Raw genomic sequence first — 19,995 nt, 5'->3', positions numbered from 1 at the left:
AGGACGGGACATGTGGAGAATCTGGCTCATGTTCGATCCGCGCAAGGCGCTGGTCGCACTGTCCGCATTTCTTTTCACCCTCGCGATCCTGATCCACTTCATCCTGTTGAGCACGGACCGCTTCAACTGGCTGGAAGGCAAGCCCCTTCAGTCCAGCATGTCGGAGCAGACCCTCTCTCAGGACGTGGATCTGCGGCGCATCGGCTGAAAACCGCGATGGTGGCGGGCGCGGTCGCGCAATCGGCCCCGCCCGCCATCAGCCCTCAATAAGAACGACTGGTATCGCCAGCCGGCTGAACAGCTCCGGAGGAGACGCACCATGGCGCTGCTGAGTTTTGAACGCAAATATCGCGTGCGCGGCGGAACGCTGCTCGGAGGAGATCTGTTCGATTTCTGGGTGGGCCCGTTCTACGTCGGCTTCTTTGGCGTGACCACGGCCTTCTTCGCGGCCCTGGGCACCGCCCTCATCATCTATGGCGCGGCACTGGGGCCGACCTGGAACATCTGGCAGATTTCCATCGCCCCGCCCGACATTTCCTATGGCCTGGCTCTGGCCCCACTGAAGGAAGGCGGGCTGTGGCAGATCATCACCATCTGCGCGCTGGGCGCCTTCATTTCCTGGGCGCTGCGCGAAGTCGAGATCTGCCGGAAGCTGGGCATCGGCTATCACGTGCCCTTCGCCTTTTCCTTCGCAATCTTCGCCTACGCCACCCTGGTCGTCTTCCGGCCGCTGCTGCTGGGCGCCTGGGGGCATGGCTTCCCCTACGGCATCTTCAGTCATCTCGATTGGGTGTCGAACGTCGGCTACCAGTATCTGCACTTCCATTACAACCCGGCGCACATGATCGCGGTGTCGTTCTTCTTCACCACGACGCTGGCGCTGGCACTGCATGGCGGGCTGATCCTGTCGGCCGCCAATCCGGGCGAGTCGCGCGACGAGCCGGGTACCCGCGCCGAGGTGAAGACGCCGGAGCATGAGGACACCTTCTTCCGCGACATCATTGGCTATTCGATCGGCACGCTGGGCATTCACCGGCTGGGTCTGATCCTGGCCCTGAATGCCGGCTTCTGGAGCGCGGTCTGCATCGTCATCAGCGGGCCGTTCTGGAACCAGGGCTGGCCGCAATGGTGGAACTGGTGGCTGAACCTGCCGGTCTGGTTCTGAGGAGGGCCGTACCATGTTCATGAGCCAATATCAGAATATCATCACCGCCGTGCAGGTCAGCGGCCCCGCCGAGGAGGGCATGCCCCTGCCGCGTGGCGACAGCCCGCGCACCGGCAAACCCTTCTTCGTCCGCTGGATCGGCAAGATCGGCAATGCCCAGATCGGCCCGATCTATCTGGGCTATCTCGGCACCCTGTCGCTGGTGTTCGGCCTGATCGGCTTCGAGATCATCGGTCTCAACATGCTGGCCTCGGTCGGCTGGGACCCGATCGAGTTCGTGCGCCAGCTGTTCTGGCTGGGCCTTGAGCCACCGGCAGCCGAATACGGGCTGAAGGTACTGCCGCCGCTGGCGGAAGGCGGCTGGTGGCTGATCGCCGGCTTCTTCCTGACGCTGTCGGTCATCCTGTGGTGGGTCCGGGTCTATCGCCGCGCCCGCCAGCTGGAGATGGGCACCCATATCGCCTGGGCCTTCGCCTCGGCCATCTGGCTGTTCCTGGTGCTGGGCTTCATCCGGCCGCTGCTGATGGGCAATTTCTCGGAAGCCGTGCCGTTCGGCATCTTCCCCCATCTCGACTGGACGGCGGCCTTCTCGATCCGCTACGGCAACCTCTACTACAACCCGTTCCATTGCCTGTCGATCGTGTTCCTGTACGGCTCGGTCCTGCTGTTCGCCATGCATGGCGCCACCATCCTGGCCGTCGGCAAATATGGCGGCGAGCGCGAGCTGGAGCAGATCACCGACCGCGGCACGGCCTCGGAGCGGGCAGCGCTGTTCTGGCGCTGGACCATGGGCTTCAACGCCACCATGGAATCGGTCCATCGCTGGGCCTGGTGGTTCGCCATCCTGACGCCGCTGACCGGCGGCATCGGCATCCTGCTCACCGGTACCGTCGTGGATAACTGGTACCTGTGGGGCATCAATCACGGCCTCGTCTCGCCGCTTCCGGATATCTATCCGGGCGTCGTCGATCCGGCCCGGTAAGGAGACAGGCGATGAATCTGTGGATCCCCTTTGCGGCTTCCGCCGGAACCCTCCTCGCCATTGCCAGCTTCGTCGGCGCCGGCTGGGACGCCCCGCCGGTGCAGACCGAGCAGGTCGGCTATCGCGGCACGGGCATGTTCGTCCACCGCGATGTCGAGAAGCAGGAGGCGCTGAAGGCGGCCAATGTCGCCCCGCCCGCCCCCTGGGAAGCCAGCCCGGACGGCGACAAGGCCGGCACCATCTATGAAAATGTCCAGGTGCTGGGTGACCTGTCGGACGATCAGTTCAACCAGTTCATGGCCTCGATCACCGAATGGGTGGCGCCGGAAGCCGGCTGCAACTACTGCCACAACCCGGAGAACCTAGCCTCCGACGAGGTCTATACCAAGGTGGTGGCCCGGCGCATGATCCAGATGACGCAGACCATCAACACCGACTGGAACAGCCATGTCGGCGCCACCGGGGCGACCTGCTACACCTGCCATCGCGGGCAGGCAGTGCCGGTGTCCTACTGGTACAAGGACATGGAGCCGAAGCCAGCGGGCAACATGACCCAGAACCGGGCCGGACAGAATGTCGTGGCGAAATTCGCCGGCAACAGCTCGCTGCCGCAGAACGCGCTGATGGACTACCTGCTGAACGACAAGCCGATCCGCGTGCATACGCTGACCGCCCTGCCGTCCGGCACCAATCCGGCCGGGGTCAAGGAGACCGAGGGCACCTGGTCGCTGATGATGCACATGTCGGAATCGCTCGGCGCCAACTGCATGACCTGCCACAATTCCCGCGCCTTCAACGACTGGGACCAGAGCCCGCCGCAGCGCGTGACCGCCTGGCATGGCATCCAGATGACCCGCGCCCTGAACCTGACTTACATGGAAGGGCTGACTCCGGTCTTCCCGGATACCCGCAAGGGGCCGGAGGGCGATGTCTTCAAGGTCGGCTGCGGCACCTGCCACAATGGCGTGCAGAAGCCGCTCTACGGCGCCTCGATGATGGATGCCTACCGCGACTCGCTGGGCAAGAAGGGGGCAACCGACGTGCCGGACTTCTCGACCTACCAGCCGGGCACGACCCAGACCCTGGCACCGGGCCGGCAGAGTGCCATCCCCGCCCCTGCGGGCACGGCCCTGGCCGCCATTCCGGGCGCACAGAAATCAGCCAGCGACTGAGGAACTCCCTCCCTCTTGTCGCCTTCTGGGGGAGCCTTCGGGCTCCCCCCTTTTTTATGCAGATTCGTTGTGACCGGGAAAAGAAAGCCGGCGCTCAGGAGGAGGCCGGCAGGGACTGCCCGAGATCCAGTGTGGGGAACAGCTCCAGATAGATCCGCAGCCAGGGCGCGAAACGCTCAGGCCGGTTCAGCACCGCGCGCCGCAGCTCGAAGCGATCGATCCAGTCCACCGCCTCGACCTCGGCCGGCGCCGGCGCGACCTCCAGCTGCCGGCGGTCGGCCTGGCCGCTGAAGAAGGTCACCCGCTCATGCTCGCGCAGCCCGCGGCCGACCGGCGCGTTGTACTCGACCGTGGCATGGCGGGTCAGCGGCAGGGTGATGCCAAGCTCCTCCCGCAGGCGCCGCGCGGCGGACATCTCCAGCGATTCGTTCCAGTTGGGATGGGTGCAGCAGCTGTTGGCCCACAGGCCGGGGCAGTGATACTTGCCGGCGGCACGGCGCTGGACCAGCAACAAATCACCGTCGAACACGAAGACGGACACGGCAAGATGCAGGACCCCGTCTATATGGGCCTGCATCTTTTCCACCGGATAGAGGGAACCATCCCCGGCAACCGCCGGAATGATGATGTCTCCCCCGTTCATGGAGATAGCGCCGCGATCAGGCCGGCTCTGCTCAGGCCACGGCCCGCGACAGCGCGCATTGCGACCACAGCGCGCTCAGCGCCTCGGCCAGATGACGGATATCCGCGTCGGTGTGCAGCGGCGTCGGCGTGATGCGCAGCCGCTCCGTGCCCACCGGCACCGTCGGATAGTTGATCGGCTGCACATAGATGGCGTAGTCGCGCATCAGCACGTCGGAGAGCCATTTGCACTTCGCCGCATTGCCGACCATCACCGGCACGATATGGCTGGGGTTGGGCATGTGCGGGATGCCCTTTCGGTCCAGCGCGGCGCGCACCTTGGCGACCGCTTCCTGGTGCTTCCGGCGCTCCAGGCCGCTGGTCTTCAGATGGCGGATCGCGGCGGTCGCCCCGGCGGCCAGGGCCGGCGGCAGGGCGGTGGTGAAAATGAAGCCCGAAGAGAAGGAACGCACGAAATCGATCAGCGTGGCGGAGCCGGTGATGTAGCCGCCCATCACGCCGAACGCCTTGCCAAGTGTGCCCTCGATGACGGTCAGCCGGTCCATCAGCCCCTCGCGCTCGGCAACGCCGCCGCCGCGCGGGCCGTACATGCCGACCGCATGCACCTCGTCCAGATAGGTGATGGCGCCGAATTCGTCGGCGACGTCGCAGATCTCCTTGATCGGCGCGATATCGCCATCCATCGAATAGACGCTCTCGAAGGCGACCATCTTCGGCGCGGCAGGATCGTCGGCGGCCATCAGCTCGCGCAGATGGCGGTAGTCATTGTGCCGGAAGACCCGCTTGGTGCAGCGCGAATGCCGGATGCCCTCGATCATGGAGGCGTGATTCAGCGCGTCTGAATAGACGATGATGCCGGGAATGTTCGACAGCAGCGTGCCCAGCGACGCCCAGTTGGAGACATAGCCGGAGGTGAAGATCAGCGCCGCCTCCTTGCCGTGCAGGTCGGCCAGCTCGCGCTCCAGCATCACGTGATAGTGGTTGGTGCCCGAGATGTTGCGCGTGCCGCCGGCGCCGGCGCCGCACTTGCGGATGATCTCCGTCATCCGCTCCGTCACCACCGGATGCTGCCCCATGCCCAGATAATCGTTGGAGCACCAGACGGTCACCTCCCGGGTGCCGCCCTCGCCCTCATGGACGGTCGCGCGCGGGAAGGCATCGCACTGGCGTTCCAGCTCCGCGAACACACGGTAATTGCCGTCTGTCCGCAAGGTGGCAAGCGCCTGCTCCATATGCCGCTGAATATCCATCGCTCCGTCCTCCCTAGGTTTCGCTCATGCCCAGCCGGCCATCCGCCCGTTCCTTGCGGGGGAGGCCAAGACGCGCCATCTCGTCCAGCGGCGGGGAACCTTGCGGGGCTTCCTTTCGGGGCTTTGCCTCTTGTGTTCTTGGCAGAGCCCAGCGCCAGAGTGCTGTATCAGAGACCGGCACGACAAGTATCAAATGCTCGATGATCGCCAGCGCCATGAAGGTCGCCAGCAGAATATGGCCAACAGTGGAATAATCCTGCACCGCCCGGCTCGCCCCCAGTACCAGCACCAGGAACAGCCCGCCGGCAATCGCCAGCAGCACAGGAAATACCGGTGTCAGCCGCCCGGTATTGAAATAACTCTTCAGATGCGAAATTCCGCGCGGCATAAGGTCGCTGACTGCGTGCGGCGCGCCCAGGAAGATCAGCAGCTTGGCTGAAATCCGCATGCCCCACAGCAGGCCGAAGGCGGTGAGGCCGAACCGGTTCGGCGCCTCGGCCAGCAGCAGCCACAGGCCAATGCCGGTCGCCAGGATGGCCAGCTCATGGTCGCGCACCGCCCGCCAGGCCGCCTGGAAGCGGGCGAGGCCCGTCAGCCCCGGCGGGCAATCGCCGCGCCGGCCGGTCAGCACGCCGGTCAGGAAGGCAACCTCATGCCAGGCCCAGACCAGCAGCGCGCCCATGAAGCCGGTGTAGGAGCCCATCGGCGTGGGATTCGCCCCGCCTTCCAGCATCAGCGCCACGCCGGCAGCCCCGGCCAGCGTCATCAGCCCCAGCACCGTCACCGGCCGCCAGCCGCCCCGCTCGGCGCGGTGGACCATCGCCAGCACCAGACCGGTCGACAGCCACCAGGTGGCGATCGCGATCAGAATGACGGTGACCGGGTGGGCGAGGTCCATGGGGCGTCCCTACCAGATCGGCTGCAGGCGCGAGGTTTCGGGCAGCGTGTTCGGCACGCTGGGGATCATATAGAGGCGCAGGAAGTTCACCCCGGCGGCCAGACCCCAGAAGGCCTTGCCGATGCGCCCGCCGATACCGCCCGAGGCAGCAGCGGCCTGGGCCCGCTGGTTGATGCGCTCCATCCGCCGCAGCCCTTCGACCAGTGCGGGATTGTCGAAATCCAGCACCAGCGGGAAGCACTGCCTCGATATCTCGCTGGTGAGCCGCAGCACCCGCATGTCGTACTCGTCGATATCGACGCCGAGGCCCCTGTGGAAGGCCGGGCGCATATGGTCGCGCACATACATGGTGGCGAACACGGCCAGCAGGAAGAACTTGATCCACAGCTTGTTGTGCCCGCGCGTCAGCTTCGGGTCGGAGCGGATGATCAGCGAGAACGCCTCGCCATGGGTGAACTCGTCGTTGCACCACTCCTTGAACCATTTGAAGATCGGATGGAAGCGCTGCTCCGGATGCTTCTCCAGATGCCGGTAGATGGTGATGTAGCGGGCATAGCCGATCTTCTCGGACAGGTAGGTCGCGTAATAGATGAATTTCGGCTTGAAGAAGGTGTACTTCTTCGCCTTGGCGAGAAAGCCCATATTCACGCCGATGCCGAAATCCTTCAGTACATCGTTGATGAAGCCGGCATGGCGGGATTCGTCGCGGCTCATATAGCCGAACAGGTCGCAGATTTCCTTGTTGGTGCCCCGGCGCTTCATCTCCTTGTAGAGCACGCAGCCGGAAAATTCCGAGGTCAGGGAGGAGATCAGGAAATCCTTGAACTCCTCGCGCAGATCGTCGGGCAGCTCATCGATATCGATATCTTCCCAGTCGGCGTTGCGCTTGAAATGCCCGCGATTGGGGTCGTCCCGGAAGCGGACCATCAGCGCGTCCCACTCCTCGCGCACCGAGGAAATGTCGATCCGGTCCATCTCCTCGAAATCGGTGGTGTAGAAGCGCGGCGACAGCATGGTGGAGACCAGCGCGCTGCGCGTCGAATCATTGACCACTGCCTTTCGTCCCCCTGCACCGGAGGGAGAGGAGAACGGATCGGCCAGCATGGCTTGATCGCTCATGACAATGTCCTTTCGGTGAAACTGAATTCACAGAGTTCCAGCATCTCCAGGTCGCCGGTCAGGCGCGCCCAGGTGCGCTCCAGCAGGCCTGCCCGCGTGATCGTGGCACGGCGCTGGAAGCTGCGACTCTCGCCATAGGGGATGGAGATCGGGGCGCCGTGGACCAGAACCTCGTCGCCGGGATGGATGATGGTGCCGTCATCGAAGCGCACATGCGCGCCGAAGGCATCGAAGGTGTTGTTGATCTCCACCGTGCAGTCATGCGTCTCGGTGCGGCGCAGCAGCTCGATCATCGCTTGCCTCCTTCCCGGCGCTCCAGCAGCACGGCGAAGGCGGCGGCATTGTCCCGGCCGAACGCCTCCAGATAGATGCGCTCCCCGGTTGCCGTGTCGGACAGGCTGACCTGTCCGCTTTCCCACCGGATCAGCCGGTAGGGGGCGTCCAGCGGCACATTCGCCACCTGGCGCATCCGGGCGAAGGCGCGCAGGGAGCCGCGCACGAAGCCGCCCTTTTCCGTTTCGTAGCGCGCAATCTCGCCACCGCCTGCCGCATCGCGGACGATCACCTCGTCCTCTGCCGTGCGCAGGATCACGATGTCGCGGATCGCCACGGGCGAGCCTGAGTCCACCCGCACGGTGCCGATGCCGGTCAGCTGGCCGAATAGCACCGCCCCGGCGGTGAAGACCAGCAGGGCGATGGCCGCGACCAGGATCTTCGCCGGGAAGATATTGGGCTTCTTCCCCGTGCGGTCGCCGAGATAGCCGAGATGCGATACCCGCGCCATGTGCCCCTCCTACTCCGCCGCCACCGCGATGCCCGCCATGCCAGAGGCTGGGCGTGCTGTGGCCAGCCGCGGATGTTCGGAATGTCGGCTGCGGTACTGTGCAATCGCCAGCGCCAGAATGTCGCCTGCCTTATCCGCGTCCGGCAGGCAGATCAGCGACGGCTCCGGCTCGGCAAAACGCCAGCCGCGCACATGCGGCCACTGGATCAGCCAGGACAGGCGATGGCCCGGCGGCAGCTGGATGGCGAGGTTTCCGGCCTTGCCGCCGAGGCGGCGGATGGAGACCGCGCTGACGCGATTGTATGGCAGGTTCAGCGTCATCGAGAGCGCCACGCCGAAGCGCATCACCACGCGCTCGCTGGTGATGGTGTAAAGCGTGGTGCGCTCGACCGCCCAGGCGAACAGCTCGAGCAGCCCCAGCAGCACCGCCGCCAGTGCGATCAGCACCGCGATGGAAAACAGGATGCCGCCCAGCGGCTGGCCGTCATACAGGCCTGCCGTGCCCGCCCAGGCCGCGAGGATGAGGAAGTAGCCACCGATCCAGCGGCTCTTCATGACCCGGCGCGCGACCAGCCTTGCGTCGGGCTTGCCCTGCCACAGCATCACCTCGCCATCGGGCAGCCGCTCGGGCAGGCCCGGAACCGGCTCGATCTCATGCTCGCGGGCGATGACTTCCTGCCTCATAGCACCGACTCCTGCCGGTTGCGCAGGGCGTAGAGCAGGCCGGCGCCGTAATAGGCGGCGATCTTGTCCTCCTCGCGCAGGGTCACGGTCTCGGGCTGCGCGGTGGCCGGCACATCGGCGAACTGTTCGGCGGTGATCGCATGCACATAGAGCTGGCGCACGCCGCCACGGCCGCGGCGGACCACCACGAAATTGTTCGGCAGCAGGACCGTCCTGCCCTCGCCCACCGCCACCTCGTAATAGCGGATCAGATGTTCGGCGCGGTCCACCCAGACATCGGCGACCGTGCCGCCCACCTTGCCGTCACAGCCGACGACCTGAAGTCCGCGCGGCTCCACCTCGCCCTCGGCGATGGCAAAGCCCTCGGCCAGCCGCATCGGCACGATGCGCGCATCGCCATGCGATGTGATGTCCGGCCGTTCCGCGCGCTCAGCCCAGGAGCCGGGGCCGACGCCCGCCAGCAGCGGGTTGCCGACCGGCTCGATGGGATAGCCCGGCGCCGGGGCGATGCGGCGCGCGGACAAGGGCCGCTCGTCGCGCTTGAAGTTCGGCGCGTCAACGGTGCCGTGCCCATGCGGCAGCACGAAGGTCTTCTTCGGCGGGATGAACAGGAACGGGTTCTTGTTGTAGCGGCCCGTCACATCCTCCTCCAGAGGATAGCCCTCGCGCCGGTCCTCCTGGCGCAGGTACCAGACCAGCCCGGCGAAAAACACCCAGAACGCGTACAGCACCATCTGTGCCACATCGATGCTGCCTACGAGTGATCCAGTCATGATCCTCTCCTCCCGTTAGGCGGTCTTGCCCGGCCTCAGCCGGGCATCTCCGCCAGTCCAAAACGCATATCGCCCTGCTGCGCCTTTACATAGCGCCGGCCAGACAGCGGCCCGATGATCGCCAGGCACACGAAAAGCAGGATGATTTCCGCCTGATAGACGACCAGATATCCGGCCGCGCCGGTGTTCATCGCCTCGCCCAGCATGCCGTTCAGCGCCAGGCTGTTGACGCCGTTCTTCAGCAGTCCGGCAACCATCAGGCCCAACCCGATGGCGGTCGCCTGAACGGCACCCCAGGCACCGACCACGATGCCGTTCTGCGCCGTGGCGGAGACCGACATGGCGGCCAGCATGGTGCTGACCGCGAACAGCCCGCCGCCCAGCCCGATGGCCGCCGCGCCGGCATAGAACAAAGCCGTCAGCTGCAAGGGCGAGGCGAGAATGACGGCCGAGAAGGCGGCAATGCCAATCAGCAGGCCGCGCGCCGCGACGCGGTGCATCTGCGCCCCCCGTTGCAGCGAGTGGCCGGCCCAGGCAAAGCCCAGCATGGTGCCCGCCGCCCACAGCCCGGTCAGCAGCGTGGTCTGGCTGACGCCGAGCCCCAGTATCTCGCCGCCATAGGGTTCCAGCAGGATGTCCTGCATGCTGAAGGCCGCCGATCCTACCGCGACCGCCAGCAGCAGCCGCATCACGCCGGGATCGCTGCGATATTCCCGCAGCGCCTCCATAAAGCTCTGGGTCACGCGGTCCAGCGCGGTGCGCCGGGGATCGCGCGCTTCCTGCTTCCAGATCGCCACCACATTGACCGCGATGACGAAGACCGCCGTGCCCTGGATCACCTGGATCAGCCGCATCGGGTTGAAATCGGCCAGCAGCAGGCTGTAGCCGCCCGACGCGCCGATCATCCCGGCCAGCATCATGAAATAGAGCAGCGCCACCACGCGCGGACGCTTTTCCGCTGGCACCAGATCGCTGGCCAGCGCCAGCCCCGCCGTCTGCGCCATGTGCAGGCCGAAACCGGTCAGGATGAAGGCCAGTGCCACCGCCACCGGCCCGGCCCAGCTCGGCCCCAGCGTCTGCGACTGCAACAGCAGCAGCGCGAAGGGCATGATCGCCAGCCCTCCGAACTGCAACAGGCTGCCGAGCCACACATAGGGCACGCGCCGCCAGCCCAGCACGGAGCGGTAGGTATCCGACCGGTGGCCGAAGAACAGCCGCATCGGCGCCACCAGCACGGGGATGGCGACCGCCGCCGAGACCAGCGCCACGGAGACGCCCAACTCGACGATCAGCACCCGGTTCAGCGTGCCGGTCAGCAGCACGAGGACGCAGCCCGCCGAAACCTGGAACAGCGCCAGCCGCAGCAGTTTGGAGAGCGGCACGTCAACCGTCGCGGCGTCGGCGAACGGCATGAAGCGCGTCCCCAGCCGCTGCCAGAATGCGATCATCCTGCGGTTGACGATGCCCACGCTCATTATCGGGTCACCTCCATCGCCTGGGAGATGTAGAACCCGACCGCGACCCGGTGGCTGCGACCGGCGGACCAGCCTTGCATGGTGGGCCGGGCAGTCAGCCGTTCGACCACCCGCTCCGGATTGACCGGATGGATGGCCGGCGAGCGGTCGCGGCGCGGGAACAGGGTGCCCGTCGCCAGCATCGCGCGCAGCAGGAAGGACCCCGGCGCCAGCGTGAAGATCAGGCTGCGGCTGGTGGGCTCCGCCAGCCGTTCCAGCACCTCTGTCGCATCGGCGGCGGCGTAGTGGATCAGCACATCCATGGAGACGACAGCGTCGAAATCACCGAAGCGCGGGTCCAGCAAATCGCCGCTCTCGAACCGCACCGATCCGCGCCGCGCCGAAAGCTCGGGAGATGCCGCCTGCCGCTCAAAGGCGCGCTTGCGGGCGAAGCTGATCATCTGCGCCGACAGATCGATGCCGACCACATCGGCGCCGCGCTCCATCAGCTCCAGCGACAGGATGCCGGCACCGCAGCCGGCATCGAGGATGCGCCAGCCGGTAAGGTCCTGCGGCAGCCAGCTGGCCAGAGTATTGCGCATCTCCTCCCGGCCCTTGCGCACGGTCGCGCGGATGCCGCTGACCGGCTGGTCGCCGGTCAGGCGCTTCCAGGCCTCCAGCGCGGTGCGGTCGAAATAATGCTCGATCTCGCCGGTCCTGCGGATGTAGTCGGTCTGCGTCACCGTGCGGCCCTCCTCACTCGAATCCCAGGAAGTTGAAGATGTCGCGGTCCTTCATCGGCTCCGCCTCCAGCGCCGGCGTACCGGCCCACAGCCGTTCGGCGAGCTGGATATATTCGCGCTGGATGCCCACGACCTCGTCGGCGTCGCCCATCTCGAACAGGGTGCTCTTCTTCAGCCGGCTGAGCCGCAGCAGGTCGGAATCGGGAATATGCGCCAGCCGCTTCAGCCCGATGGCCTCGTTGTAGCGGTCGATCTGGTCGGTCTCGCGCGATCGGTTGGCGATCACGCCGCCCAGCCGCACCTCGTAATTCTTCGCCTTCGCCTTGATCGCGGCGACGATGCGGTTCATCGCGAAGATCGAGTCGAAATCGTTGGCCGCCACGATGACCGCGCGCTCGGCATGCTGCAGCGGCGATGCAAAGCCGCCGCACACCACATCACCCAGCACGTCGAAGACGACGACGTCGGTATCGTCCAGCAGGTGATGTTCCTTCAGCAGCTTCACCGTCTGGCCGACGACATAGCCGCCGCAGCCGGTGCCCGCCGGCGGGCCGCCCGCCTCGATGCACTGCACGCCGTTATAGCCCTCGACCATGTAATCTTCCGGGCGCAGCTCCTCGGTATGGAAATCCACCGTCTCCAGCACGTCGATGACGGTGGGGATCAGGCTCTTGGTCAGCGTGAAGGTGGAATCATGCTTCGGGTCGCAGCCGATCTGCAGCACCCGCAGCCCCAGCTTGGAGAAGGCGACCGACAGGTTCGACGAGGTGGTCGATTTGCCGATGCCGCCCTTGCCATAGACGGCGAAGACCTTGGCGCCGTCGATCTCCTGGGTGGGGTCGAGATGCACCTGCACGCTGCCATCGCCATCGGCGCGCTCCTGCAGCTTGCGGACGATCTGCTCGGCCCGGCCGGGCGTGATGACGGGGGAGTGGGAATTCATTCGGCTGCCTCCATGACCAGCCCTTCCAGGCGGTCTTCCATTTCCTCGCCGGCCTGCCGCAGGGCTTCCAGCGTTTCGGGATCCGGCTGCCAGTAGTTGCGCTCATGCGCTTCCATCAGGCGTCTGACGACGCGTGCGGCGGCAGCCGGGTTGAGGTCGGACAGGCGACGGCGCATCGCCGCATCGAGGATGAAAGTCTCGCCGATCTGCTGATAGACCCAGGGATCGACGCCGCCGGTCGTCGCCGACCAGCCCATGGTGTTGGTCAGCTGCGCCTCGATATGCTGCACGCCCTCATAGCCGTGCCGCAGCATGCCTTCGAACCATTTCGGATTCAGCGTGCGGGTGCGGGTTTCCAGCGCCACCTGCTCACCCAGCGAGCGGACCTTGCCCTCGCCCTGGGTCTGGTCGGAGATCAGCACCGGCAGGTCGGCGCCGCCCCGGGCCGCCGAGACCGCCTTGCTGAGCCCGCCCAGCGTGTCGAAATAATGCTCGATGGTGGTCACGCCGACCTCGACCGAATCGAGGTTCTGATAGGCCATGTCCACCTCGCCCAGGATCGCGTCCAGCGCCTCGGCCTGATGGCTGGTCTTGCCCTTGCGGTCGATGGCGAAGCTCTTGCGCGCGGTATAGGTCCTGGCGATCTCCTCATCGTCCGACCAGGCGGAGGAGGCGATCAGCATGTTCACATTGGCGCCATAGGCACCGTCAGCATTGGTGAAGACGCGGTAGGCCGCCGCCTCGGTCTCGCAGCCATGCGCCGCGCAATAGGCCTGCGCATGCTTGCGGATGAAGTTCCACTCCGCCGGCTCGTCCGCCATCGCCGCCAGATAGCTGGCCTCGGCCAGCATGCTGGCCTGGATCGGCAGCAGGTCGCGGAAGATGCCCGACAAGGTGATGACCGTGTCGATGCGCGGACGCTTCAACTCTTCCAGCGGGATCAGCTCGGCGCCACAGACCCGGTTATAGGCGTCATGGCGCGGCCGCGCGCCCATCAGCGCCAGCGCCTGCGCCAATGCTGCGCCGCCGGTCTTGAGGTTATCGGTGCCCCACAGAACGATGGCGACCGTCTCCGGCAGCCGGGCGTTGCCCTTCATGTAATGTTCCAGCACCAAGGCGGCCTGCCGCGCGCCATCCTGTAGCGCGAAGGCGCTGGGGATACCGAAGGGGTCGAAACCATGCAGGTTGCGTCCGGTCGGCAGCAGGTCCGGCGTGCGCAGCACATCGCCCGAGGGCGAGGGCGGCACGAAGCGCGCATCCAGCGCCCGGACGATCCCGTCCAGCTCCTCATTCATGGCCAGGCCGATATTCAGCGCCACCAGCCGGCCAATGGCCTCGGCCAGCGGTGTTTCCGCCTTCACCTTCACGCCCGCCATGAAGCGCGCGAGCCGCGCCTCATCATCGGCGACGATGACCTGCACCAGGTCGGACAGGGCCGGATTCTCCGCCAGTTCCGGCATCGTGCCGGCGGCGTGGGTCAGCATCTCCGCCCGCTCCTCCGCACCGAGGCCGCGCCCGGCAACGTGCAGCCCGTGCGGGATCAGCGTGTATTCCAGCTCGGTGATTTCGGCGACCAGCCGCTGCACATAGAGTTCCGCGGCCAGCCCCGGCTCCCGCCCGCCCAGATCGAGTGCGGCCGCCTGCGTCTCCAGCAATGCAAACAGCCGCGTGCGTTCCGCCATCGCGTCTGGTTGCAGCGAACGGTACTGGTCGAGGCTCGCCTTCAGCTCGCTCAGCCCCTTATAGAGGCCGGACTGGGTGACCGGCGGCGTCAGGTAGGAAATCAGCGTGGCCGCCGACCGGCGCTTGGCGATGGCGCCCTCGGACGGGTTGTTGGCGGCATAGAGATAGAAATTCGGCAGCGCCCCCAGCAGCCGGTCCGGCCAGCAGCGCCCCGACATGCCGACCTGCTTGCCCGGCATGAATTCCAGCGCGCCATGGGTGCCGAAATGCAGCACCGCATCGGCGCGGAAGCCGTCGCGCAGATAGGTGTAATAGGCAGCAAAGGCGTGGTTCGGCGCGAAGCCGCCCTCATACAGCAGCCGCATCGGATCGCCCTCGTACCCGAACGAGGGCTGGATGCCGACCAGCAGCTTGCCGAACTGGCGGCCCAGCACGAAGATGCCGCGCCCGTTGCTGAGCACCCGGCCCGGCGCCGGCCCCCAATGCGCCTCGATCTCCGCCAGATGCCGTTCCTGCCGCACATGATCGTCCGCCGGGATCACCGCATGGACATTGACCTCGGTGCCATGGGTGGCGGCATTGCCTTCCAGGATCATGCGCTGCAGCGTCTCGGCGCTGTCCGGCACCTCCACGTCATAGCCCTCATCCCGCAGCCGCCGCATGGTTTCCAGCAGGCTCTCGAACACCGACAGGAAGGCCGCGGTGCCGACATTGCCGCCATTGGGCGGATAGTTGAACAGGGTGACGGCGATGCGGCGCTCGGCGCGGTCCTTGCGGCGCAGCCCGGCCAGCGCGGCGAGGCGGTCGGCCAGCAGCGCCACGCGCTCCTCGTCCGGCCGCATGCAGGCCCGGCCCGACGGGCAGGTGCCCATCTTGCGCGAACAGATGCAGGCGGAAGCGGTACCGGCACCATCCGAACGACCGCCGATGACCATGGAGGCGGTGGCGCCGTCCAGCTCCGGGATCGCCACCATCAGCGTCGTCTCGATGGGGGTCAGCCCCTGCGAGGAGGCCTGCCAGCCTTCGCGCGACTGGAACTCGGTCACGAAGGCGGAAAGATAGGGAACGTCCAGCCGCGCCAGCGTTTCCGCTGCGGCCGGCGCATCGCTGTAGGCCGGCCCGCCGACCAGCGAGAAGCCGGTCAGCGAACACAGCGCGTCGATCCGCGCGCCGGTCCTGGCGTCCAGGAAGAAGCGGTCGATGGCACCGCGCATGTCGAGGCCGCTGGCGAAGATCGGCACCACGCGGAAGCCGCGGGCCTGCAGCGCCCGGATCACCGCGTCGTAATGGCCGGTATCGCCGGACAGGATATAGGTGCGCATCAGCAGCAGGCCGATGGTGCCTCTAGCCTCTTCCAGCCGGGGCAGGTCGGCGAGGCGGGTGGTCACGCGCGGCTCGATATCGGGGTGGTAGAGCCCCTGCTCCGGATATTCCACCGGGTCGGCGGCGGTAACGTTGCCGCGCAGCCCGGCGCGCGCATCCTTGGCATATTTGCCGACCAGCAGACGCACCATGTTGGCGATGTTCTCGTCCGAGGCGGCAATGCGGTACTGCAGGGTCAGGAAGTAATTGCGCACATCCTGCGCCGTGCCGGGGATGCAGCGCAGCAGCTTCGGCAGGCGGCGCAGCATGGCAAGCTGGCGTTCGCCGGCCGTCTTGCCGCTGTCACGCCCGCCGCGCGAACTGCCGCCGCGCAGCTTCTTCAGCAGCGCCAGCGGGCCCTTCTGCGGCTCGCCCATGCGGAACCGGCCCATGGATGTATATTTCATAACCGTGCCCGCCGACATGCAGCACACCATGGCGTCGCACTCGCGGTGCCGCGCTTCCAGCACATCGGCGATGGCGCGGACATGCTCTTCCACGAAGATCATCGAGACGATGACGATGTCGCCTTCCAGGATCGCCGCGCGGCAACGCTCCAGGCTGGCCGGATTCTCGGCCCAGTCGGTCGCGGCATGGACGCTGAGCCGCAGGCCCGGCAGGTCAGCCGCCAGCATGTGACGCGCGCCATCGACGGCGGCGGTCATGTGATTGTCCAGCGTGACCAGCACCACCCGGACCGGGGTGCTGTCAGCGGGCGAAATGGGCTTTCGCGTCATACAGCGTCTCCACGGTGATGGGGTGAATGCCTTTGCTCTCGGCAAACAGCTCGGTATTGCGCCGCGCCTTGCCGCGCACGAAGAACGGCACCTTCCGCAGTTCCTTCTCGGCGTCGCTGGTCCACAGCGCCATATCGTCTTCCGCCGTGCCTTGCGCCGGAACGGGGGCTGCCTCTTCCTCCTCGGCAGCCACCGAAGCGGACGGGGACGCAGACGGGGACACCGCATGCAGGTGCGAGGCCTGGGCATCGTCGTTGAACTCGAAATCGTCACGGAACATCTGCAGCAGATGCTCCTCCAGCCCCATCATCAGCGGATGGACCCAGCTGTCGAAGATCACGTTCGCGCCCTCGAAGCCCATCTGCGGGGAATAGCGCGCCGGGAAATCCTGCACATGGACGGGCGAGGAGATGACGGCACACGGCACCCGCAGCCGCTTGGCGATGTGCCGCTCCATCTGCGTGCCCAGTACCAGCTCGGGCCGCGCCTCGATGATCGCGCGCTCGATCTCCAGATGATCGTCGCTGATCAGCGCCTCGACGCCGAGATCGGCGGCGGCGGCGCGTACCTCGCGGGCGAATTCCCGCATGTAGGTGCCAAGGCCGCAGACCTTGAAGCCCATCTCCTCCGCGGCGATCCGCGCGGCGGCGATGGCGTGGCTGGCATCGCCGAACACGAAGACCCGCTTGTTGGTGAGGTAGTTGCTGTCGATGGAGCGGGCGTACCAGGTCATCCGGTCCGTCCCGTCATCGCCCTCATCCATCTCTGCCAGTCCGGCCAGCGCGCGGACCTCGGCCAGGAAGAGCCGCGTCGCGTGCACCCCGATCGGCACCGTGCTGGTGAAGGGCATGCCATAGGTCTTCTTCAGCCAGCGTGCGGCGGTATCGGCAATCTCCGGATAGAGCACGATGTTGAAGGCGGCCTCGGGCAGCCGGGCGATATCGGCCGGCGTGGCGCCCAGCGGGGCGACGACCCGGACATCCAGCCCGTTACGCTCCAGCAAGCGGGTGATTTCCGTCACATCGTCGCGATTGCGGAAGCCCAGTGCGCTCGGCCCCAGGATGTTGCAGCTGTTGGGCGCGATATCCGCCGGGCGCTCGCGGTTGCCCGCCAGCGTGCGGATGATCTGGTAGAAGGTCTCGGCGCCCCCCCAATGTTCCTTCTTCTGGTAGGAAGGCAGCTCCAGCGGCACGACCGGCACGCCAACATCCAGCGTGCGCGCGAGGCCGCCCGGATCGTCCTGCAGCAACTCCGCCGTGCAGGAAGCACCCACCAGCAAAGTGTCGGGCCGGTAGCGCTCGACCGCCTCGCGGCAGGCCGTCTTGAAGATGTCCGCCGTGGAACCGGCCAGATCGCGCGCCTGGAAGGTGGTGTAGGTCACCGGCGGGCGCGAGGGCCGGCGCTCGATCATGGTGAACAGCAAATCGGCATAGGTGTCGCCCTGCGGCGCGTGCAGCACGTAATGAACGCCCTTCATCGAGGCGGCGATGCGCATGGCGCCGACATGTGGCGGCCCCTCATAGGTCCACATGGACAGCTTCATGCGGCACCTCCCGGCGCCGGACGCCGCGTGCCGGAGAGGATGACGTCGCGCATCAGCGGCCGCGCGAACAGCTCCGCCAAGTCGCCAGCCTGCTCATAGCCCTGGATCGGGGTGAAGGCGAATTCGATGGACCATTTGGTCACATGCCCCTCGGCCTCGAACGGGTTGGCCAGCCCCATGCCACAGACGATGAGGTCGGGATCGGCGGCGAGGCAGCGGTCGATCTGACGGTCCACATCCTGCCCCTCGGACAGGGCGGCATCGTCCGGCAGCAGCGCCAGTTCGCCCGCCAGATGCTCGCGGTGCAGGTAGGGGCTGCCGGCCTCGACGATCCGCGCGCCGGCCTCGCGGTACAGGAAGCGCGCCAGCGGCACTTCCAGCTGCGAATCGGGGAACAGGAAGATTTTCCGGCCTTCCAGCCAGGGGCGGTAATGCGCCATGGCACTCAGCGCCCGCTGGCGCGGCGCTTCCGTGATGCGGTTGAACAGTGCCGGCGCCACACCGAAACTGTCGGCGATGGCCTTCAGCCAGGCCGTCGTGCCCTCCTCGCCCAGCGGGAACAGCGCATCGATCCGCTTCGCGCCGCGCGCTTCCAGCGCCGCCGCCGTGGCGCCCAGATAGGGCTGGGCCAGGATATAGCGGGTGTCCGGGCCGATGGCCGGCAGGGCCTCGCTGGACCGCGACGGCAGGAAGGCGACATCGGCGATGCCGAGATCGCGGAACAGACGGCCAAACTGGTCCTCCACGACATCGGCCAGGCAGCCCGCGATAATCAGGGAGGCCGGCGGCGCCTGCGTCGGCTGTGCGCCACTGTCAGCCACCAGCGCCGCCAGGAAATTATCCTCACCCTGGGTGAAGGTGGTCTCGATGCCGCTGCCCGAATAGCTGAGCACACGGTGACGCGGCGCCAGGCGCCGGTTTAGCCGTTCCGCCGCACGCGACAGGTCCAGCTTGATGACCTCGGACGGGCAGGAACCGACCAGCACCAGCATGCGGATGTCGGGCCGGCGCTGCAGCAGTTCCTCGACCACCCGGTCGAGTTCGTCATGCATGTCCGCCATGCCGGCAAGGTCGCGTTCCTCCATGATCGCCGTGGCGAAGCGCGGCTCGGAGAAGATCATCACGCCGGCGGCGGACTGGATCAGATGCGCGCAGGTGCGGGAGCCGACCACCAGGAAGAAGGCGTCCTGCATCTTGCGGTGCAGCCACATGATGGAGGTCAGGCCGCAGAACACCTCGTGCTGGCCGCGCTCGCGGATCAGCTGCCCGGAACGGCAGGCCGCATCCTGCCCGGGATCGCGTGACGGCATGTTCTGTACGGCGGTCATCGGGACGGCTCCGCAGCCAACCCGGCCGGCACGGAACCAGCCTGAGCGGGGCGCTCCAGCCGCGCCATGCGCAGCTTCCACAGGAACTGCCCGGCATTCACGACGTAGGTGGCATAGGCGGTGAGCGCCAGGACCATCTGCCCGGCCGGGCCCAGCGCATCCAGATACAGGCACAGCAGATAGGCGGTGTGCAGCGCCAGCACCAGCATGGAAAAGACATCTTCCCAGAAGAAGGGCCGGGCGAAGAGGTATCGGCCGAACACCTCCTTCTCCCAGATCGAGCCGGTGACCATGATCGCGTACAGCGTCAGCGTCTTCACGACGATGGAGACCTGCGCGGCGACCAGGCCGTCGCCGGTCGCCAGATAGCGCAGGATGAGGGCCAGGCTGATCAGGAAGGCCAGAAACTGGACGGGTGCCAGCACCCCCTGAACCAATGTCCAGACGCTGCGGTCGCGCCGCTGCCGCTCCTCATCCGTGTAAAGCGCCTTGTAAGCGGCCGTTTTTTCGATCTGGGCCATCTGTAGGCTTCCTTCCCTGCCGTGCCCGCCCTGCCGTACCTGACGAAGGGCGAACCGGACTGGGAAAGAGTAAACCCCGGATTTCAGAAGTGTCAACTTTCTTTGACGTATAAGATTGTTTACATGCGCGCCAACTAGGCGCATGGTGTACGGGCTTGTCGGCGCAAAGCGCGGCGCGATGAAAATCGCCACAAGAGCCCCAAACCCGCCGG

General features: G+C 66.5%; 19 protein-coding genes. 4 read left to right on the top strand and 15 right to left on the bottom strand.

What is annotated here, in order from left to right; genetic code table 11:
* Window positions 1-10: 10 nt before the first annotated feature.
* From pufA to pufC, 4 genes are all read left to right on the top strand, one after another.
* Window positions 11-208, top strand: coding sequence for a light-harvesting antenna LH1, alpha subunit (gene pufA / locus P24_RS09155; protein ID WP_040707164.1), 198 nt, complete (start codon window positions 11-13; stop codon window positions 206-208).
* A gap of 111 nt (window positions 209-319) precedes the next feature.
* Entirely contained in the window at window positions 320-1,165 is an 846-nt protein-coding gene (gene pufL / locus P24_RS09150) for a photosynthetic reaction center subunit L (RefSeq protein WP_008944428.1), read from the top strand.
* 19 nt (window positions 1,166-1,184) lie between these two features.
* A complete protein-coding gene (gene pufM / locus P24_RS09145; protein WP_040707193.1) occupies window positions 1,185-2,147 on the top strand; it encodes a photosynthetic reaction center subunit M in 963 nt (320 codons plus the stop codon).
* 11 nt (window positions 2,148-2,158) lie between these two features.
* Complete coding sequence (gene pufC, locus P24_RS09140) at window positions 2,159-3,319, top strand: photosynthetic reaction center cytochrome PufC (RefSeq protein WP_008944426.1); 1,161 nt, start codon at window positions 2,159-2,161, stop codon at window positions 3,317-3,319.
* A 94-nt stretch (window positions 3,320-3,413) separates the two neighbouring features.
* On the opposite strand, the gene idi is transcribed toward pufC, so the two are convergent.
* The 15 genes from idi to bchF are packed head-to-tail and all read right to left on the bottom strand — an operon-like array spanning window position 3,414 to window position 19,783.
* Complete coding sequence (gene idi / locus P24_RS09135; RefSeq protein ID WP_008944425.1) at window positions 3,414-3,962, bottom strand: isopentenyl-diphosphate delta-isomerase; 549 nt, start codon at window positions 3,960-3,962, stop codon at window positions 3,414-3,416.
* Between the two features lie 31 nt (window positions 3,963-3,993).
* Complete coding sequence (gene hemA, locus P24_RS09130) at window positions 3,994-5,211, bottom strand: 5-aminolevulinate synthase (RefSeq protein WP_008944424.1); 1,218 nt, start codon at window positions 5,209-5,211, stop codon at window positions 3,994-3,996.
* Between the two features lie 13 nt (window positions 5,212-5,224).
* Window positions 5,225-6,109 (bottom strand): putative photosynthetic complex assembly protein PuhE, encoded by an 885-nt coding sequence (gene puhE / locus P24_RS09125; RefSeq protein WP_008944423.1) that lies wholly within the window; start codon window positions 6,107-6,109, stop codon window positions 5,225-5,227.
* A gap of 9 nt (window positions 6,110-6,118) precedes the next feature.
* Entirely contained in the window at window positions 6,119-7,228 is a 1,110-nt protein-coding gene (gene acsF / locus P24_RS09120) for a magnesium-protoporphyrin IX monomethyl ester (oxidative) cyclase (RefSeq protein WP_202802377.1), read from the bottom strand.
* Window positions 7,225-7,521, bottom strand: a complete 297-nt coding sequence (locus P24_RS09115; protein WP_008944421.1) for a hypothetical protein — start codon at window positions 7,519-7,521, stop codon at window positions 7,225-7,227. Before P24_RS09115 ends, acsF begins: the two co-directional genes overlap by 4 nt.
* Complete coding sequence (gene puhC, locus P24_RS09110; protein WP_008944420.1) at window positions 7,518-8,012, bottom strand: photosynthetic complex assembly protein PuhC; 495 nt, start codon at window positions 8,010-8,012, stop codon at window positions 7,518-7,520. The genes P24_RS09115 and puhC overlap by 4 nt, the downstream gene beginning before the upstream one ends.
* A 9-nt stretch (window positions 8,013-8,021) precedes the next feature.
* Window positions 8,022-8,696 (bottom strand): photosynthetic complex putative assembly protein PuhB, encoded by a 675-nt coding sequence (gene puhB / locus P24_RS09105; protein ID WP_008944419.1) that lies wholly within the window; start codon window positions 8,694-8,696, stop codon window positions 8,022-8,024.
* Window positions 8,693-9,469: a photosynthetic reaction center subunit H gene (puhA, locus tag P24_RS09100; RefSeq protein ID WP_008944418.1), complete on the bottom strand. Its 777-nt coding sequence runs from the start codon at window positions 9,467-9,469 to the stop codon at window positions 8,693-8,695. Before puhA ends, puhB begins: the two co-directional genes overlap by 4 nt.
* 35 nt (window positions 9,470-9,504) lie before the next feature.
* On the bottom strand, window positions 9,505-10,944 hold the full coding sequence (locus tag P24_RS09095; protein ID WP_008944417.1) for a BCD family MFS transporter: 1,440 nt from the start codon (window positions 10,942-10,944) through the stop codon (window positions 9,505-9,507).
* Window positions 10,944-11,666: a magnesium protoporphyrin IX methyltransferase gene (gene bchM / locus P24_RS09090; RefSeq protein WP_008944416.1), complete on the bottom strand. Its 723-nt coding sequence runs from the start codon at window positions 11,664-11,666 to the stop codon at window positions 10,944-10,946. The genes P24_RS09095 and bchM overlap by 1 nt, the downstream gene beginning before the upstream one ends.
* Window positions 11,667-11,679: 13 nt before the next feature.
* Window positions 11,680-12,609: a ferredoxin:protochlorophyllide reductase (ATP-dependent) iron-sulfur ATP-binding protein gene (bchL, locus tag P24_RS09085; protein ID WP_008944415.1), complete on the bottom strand. Its 930-nt coding sequence runs from the start codon at window positions 12,607-12,609 to the stop codon at window positions 11,680-11,682.
* Window positions 12,606-16,391, bottom strand: a complete 3,786-nt coding sequence (locus P24_RS09080; protein ID WP_008944414.1) for a magnesium chelatase subunit H — start codon at window positions 16,389-16,391, stop codon at window positions 12,606-12,608. Before P24_RS09080 ends, bchL begins: the two co-directional genes overlap by 4 nt.
* Entirely contained in the window at window positions 16,363-17,934 is a 1,572-nt protein-coding gene (bchB, locus tag P24_RS09075) for a ferredoxin:protochlorophyllide reductase (ATP-dependent) subunit B (RefSeq protein WP_008944413.1), read from the bottom strand. The genes P24_RS09080 and bchB overlap by 29 nt, the downstream gene beginning before the upstream one ends.
* Window positions 17,931-19,262 (bottom strand): ferredoxin:protochlorophyllide reductase (ATP-dependent) subunit N, encoded by a 1,332-nt coding sequence (locus P24_RS09070; RefSeq protein ID WP_008944412.1) that lies wholly within the window; start codon window positions 19,260-19,262, stop codon window positions 17,931-17,933. Before P24_RS09070 ends, bchB begins: the two co-directional genes overlap by 4 nt.
* On the bottom strand, window positions 19,259-19,783 hold the full coding sequence (bchF, locus tag P24_RS09065; RefSeq protein ID WP_008944411.1) for a 2-vinyl bacteriochlorophyllide hydratase: 525 nt from the start codon (window positions 19,781-19,783) through the stop codon (window positions 19,259-19,261). The genes P24_RS09070 and bchF overlap by 4 nt, the downstream gene beginning before the upstream one ends.
* Between the last annotated feature and the right edge of the window lie 212 nt (window positions 19,784-19,995).

The sequence above is a fragment of the Oceanibaculum indicum P24 genome (genome assembly GCF_000299935.1).
GTDB lineage: Bacteria > Pseudomonadota > Alphaproteobacteria > Oceanibaculales > Oceanibaculaceae > Oceanibaculum > Oceanibaculum indicum.
Note: the sequence above shows the minus strand (reverse complement) of the source record. Positions and strands in the feature narration are given on the sequence as shown.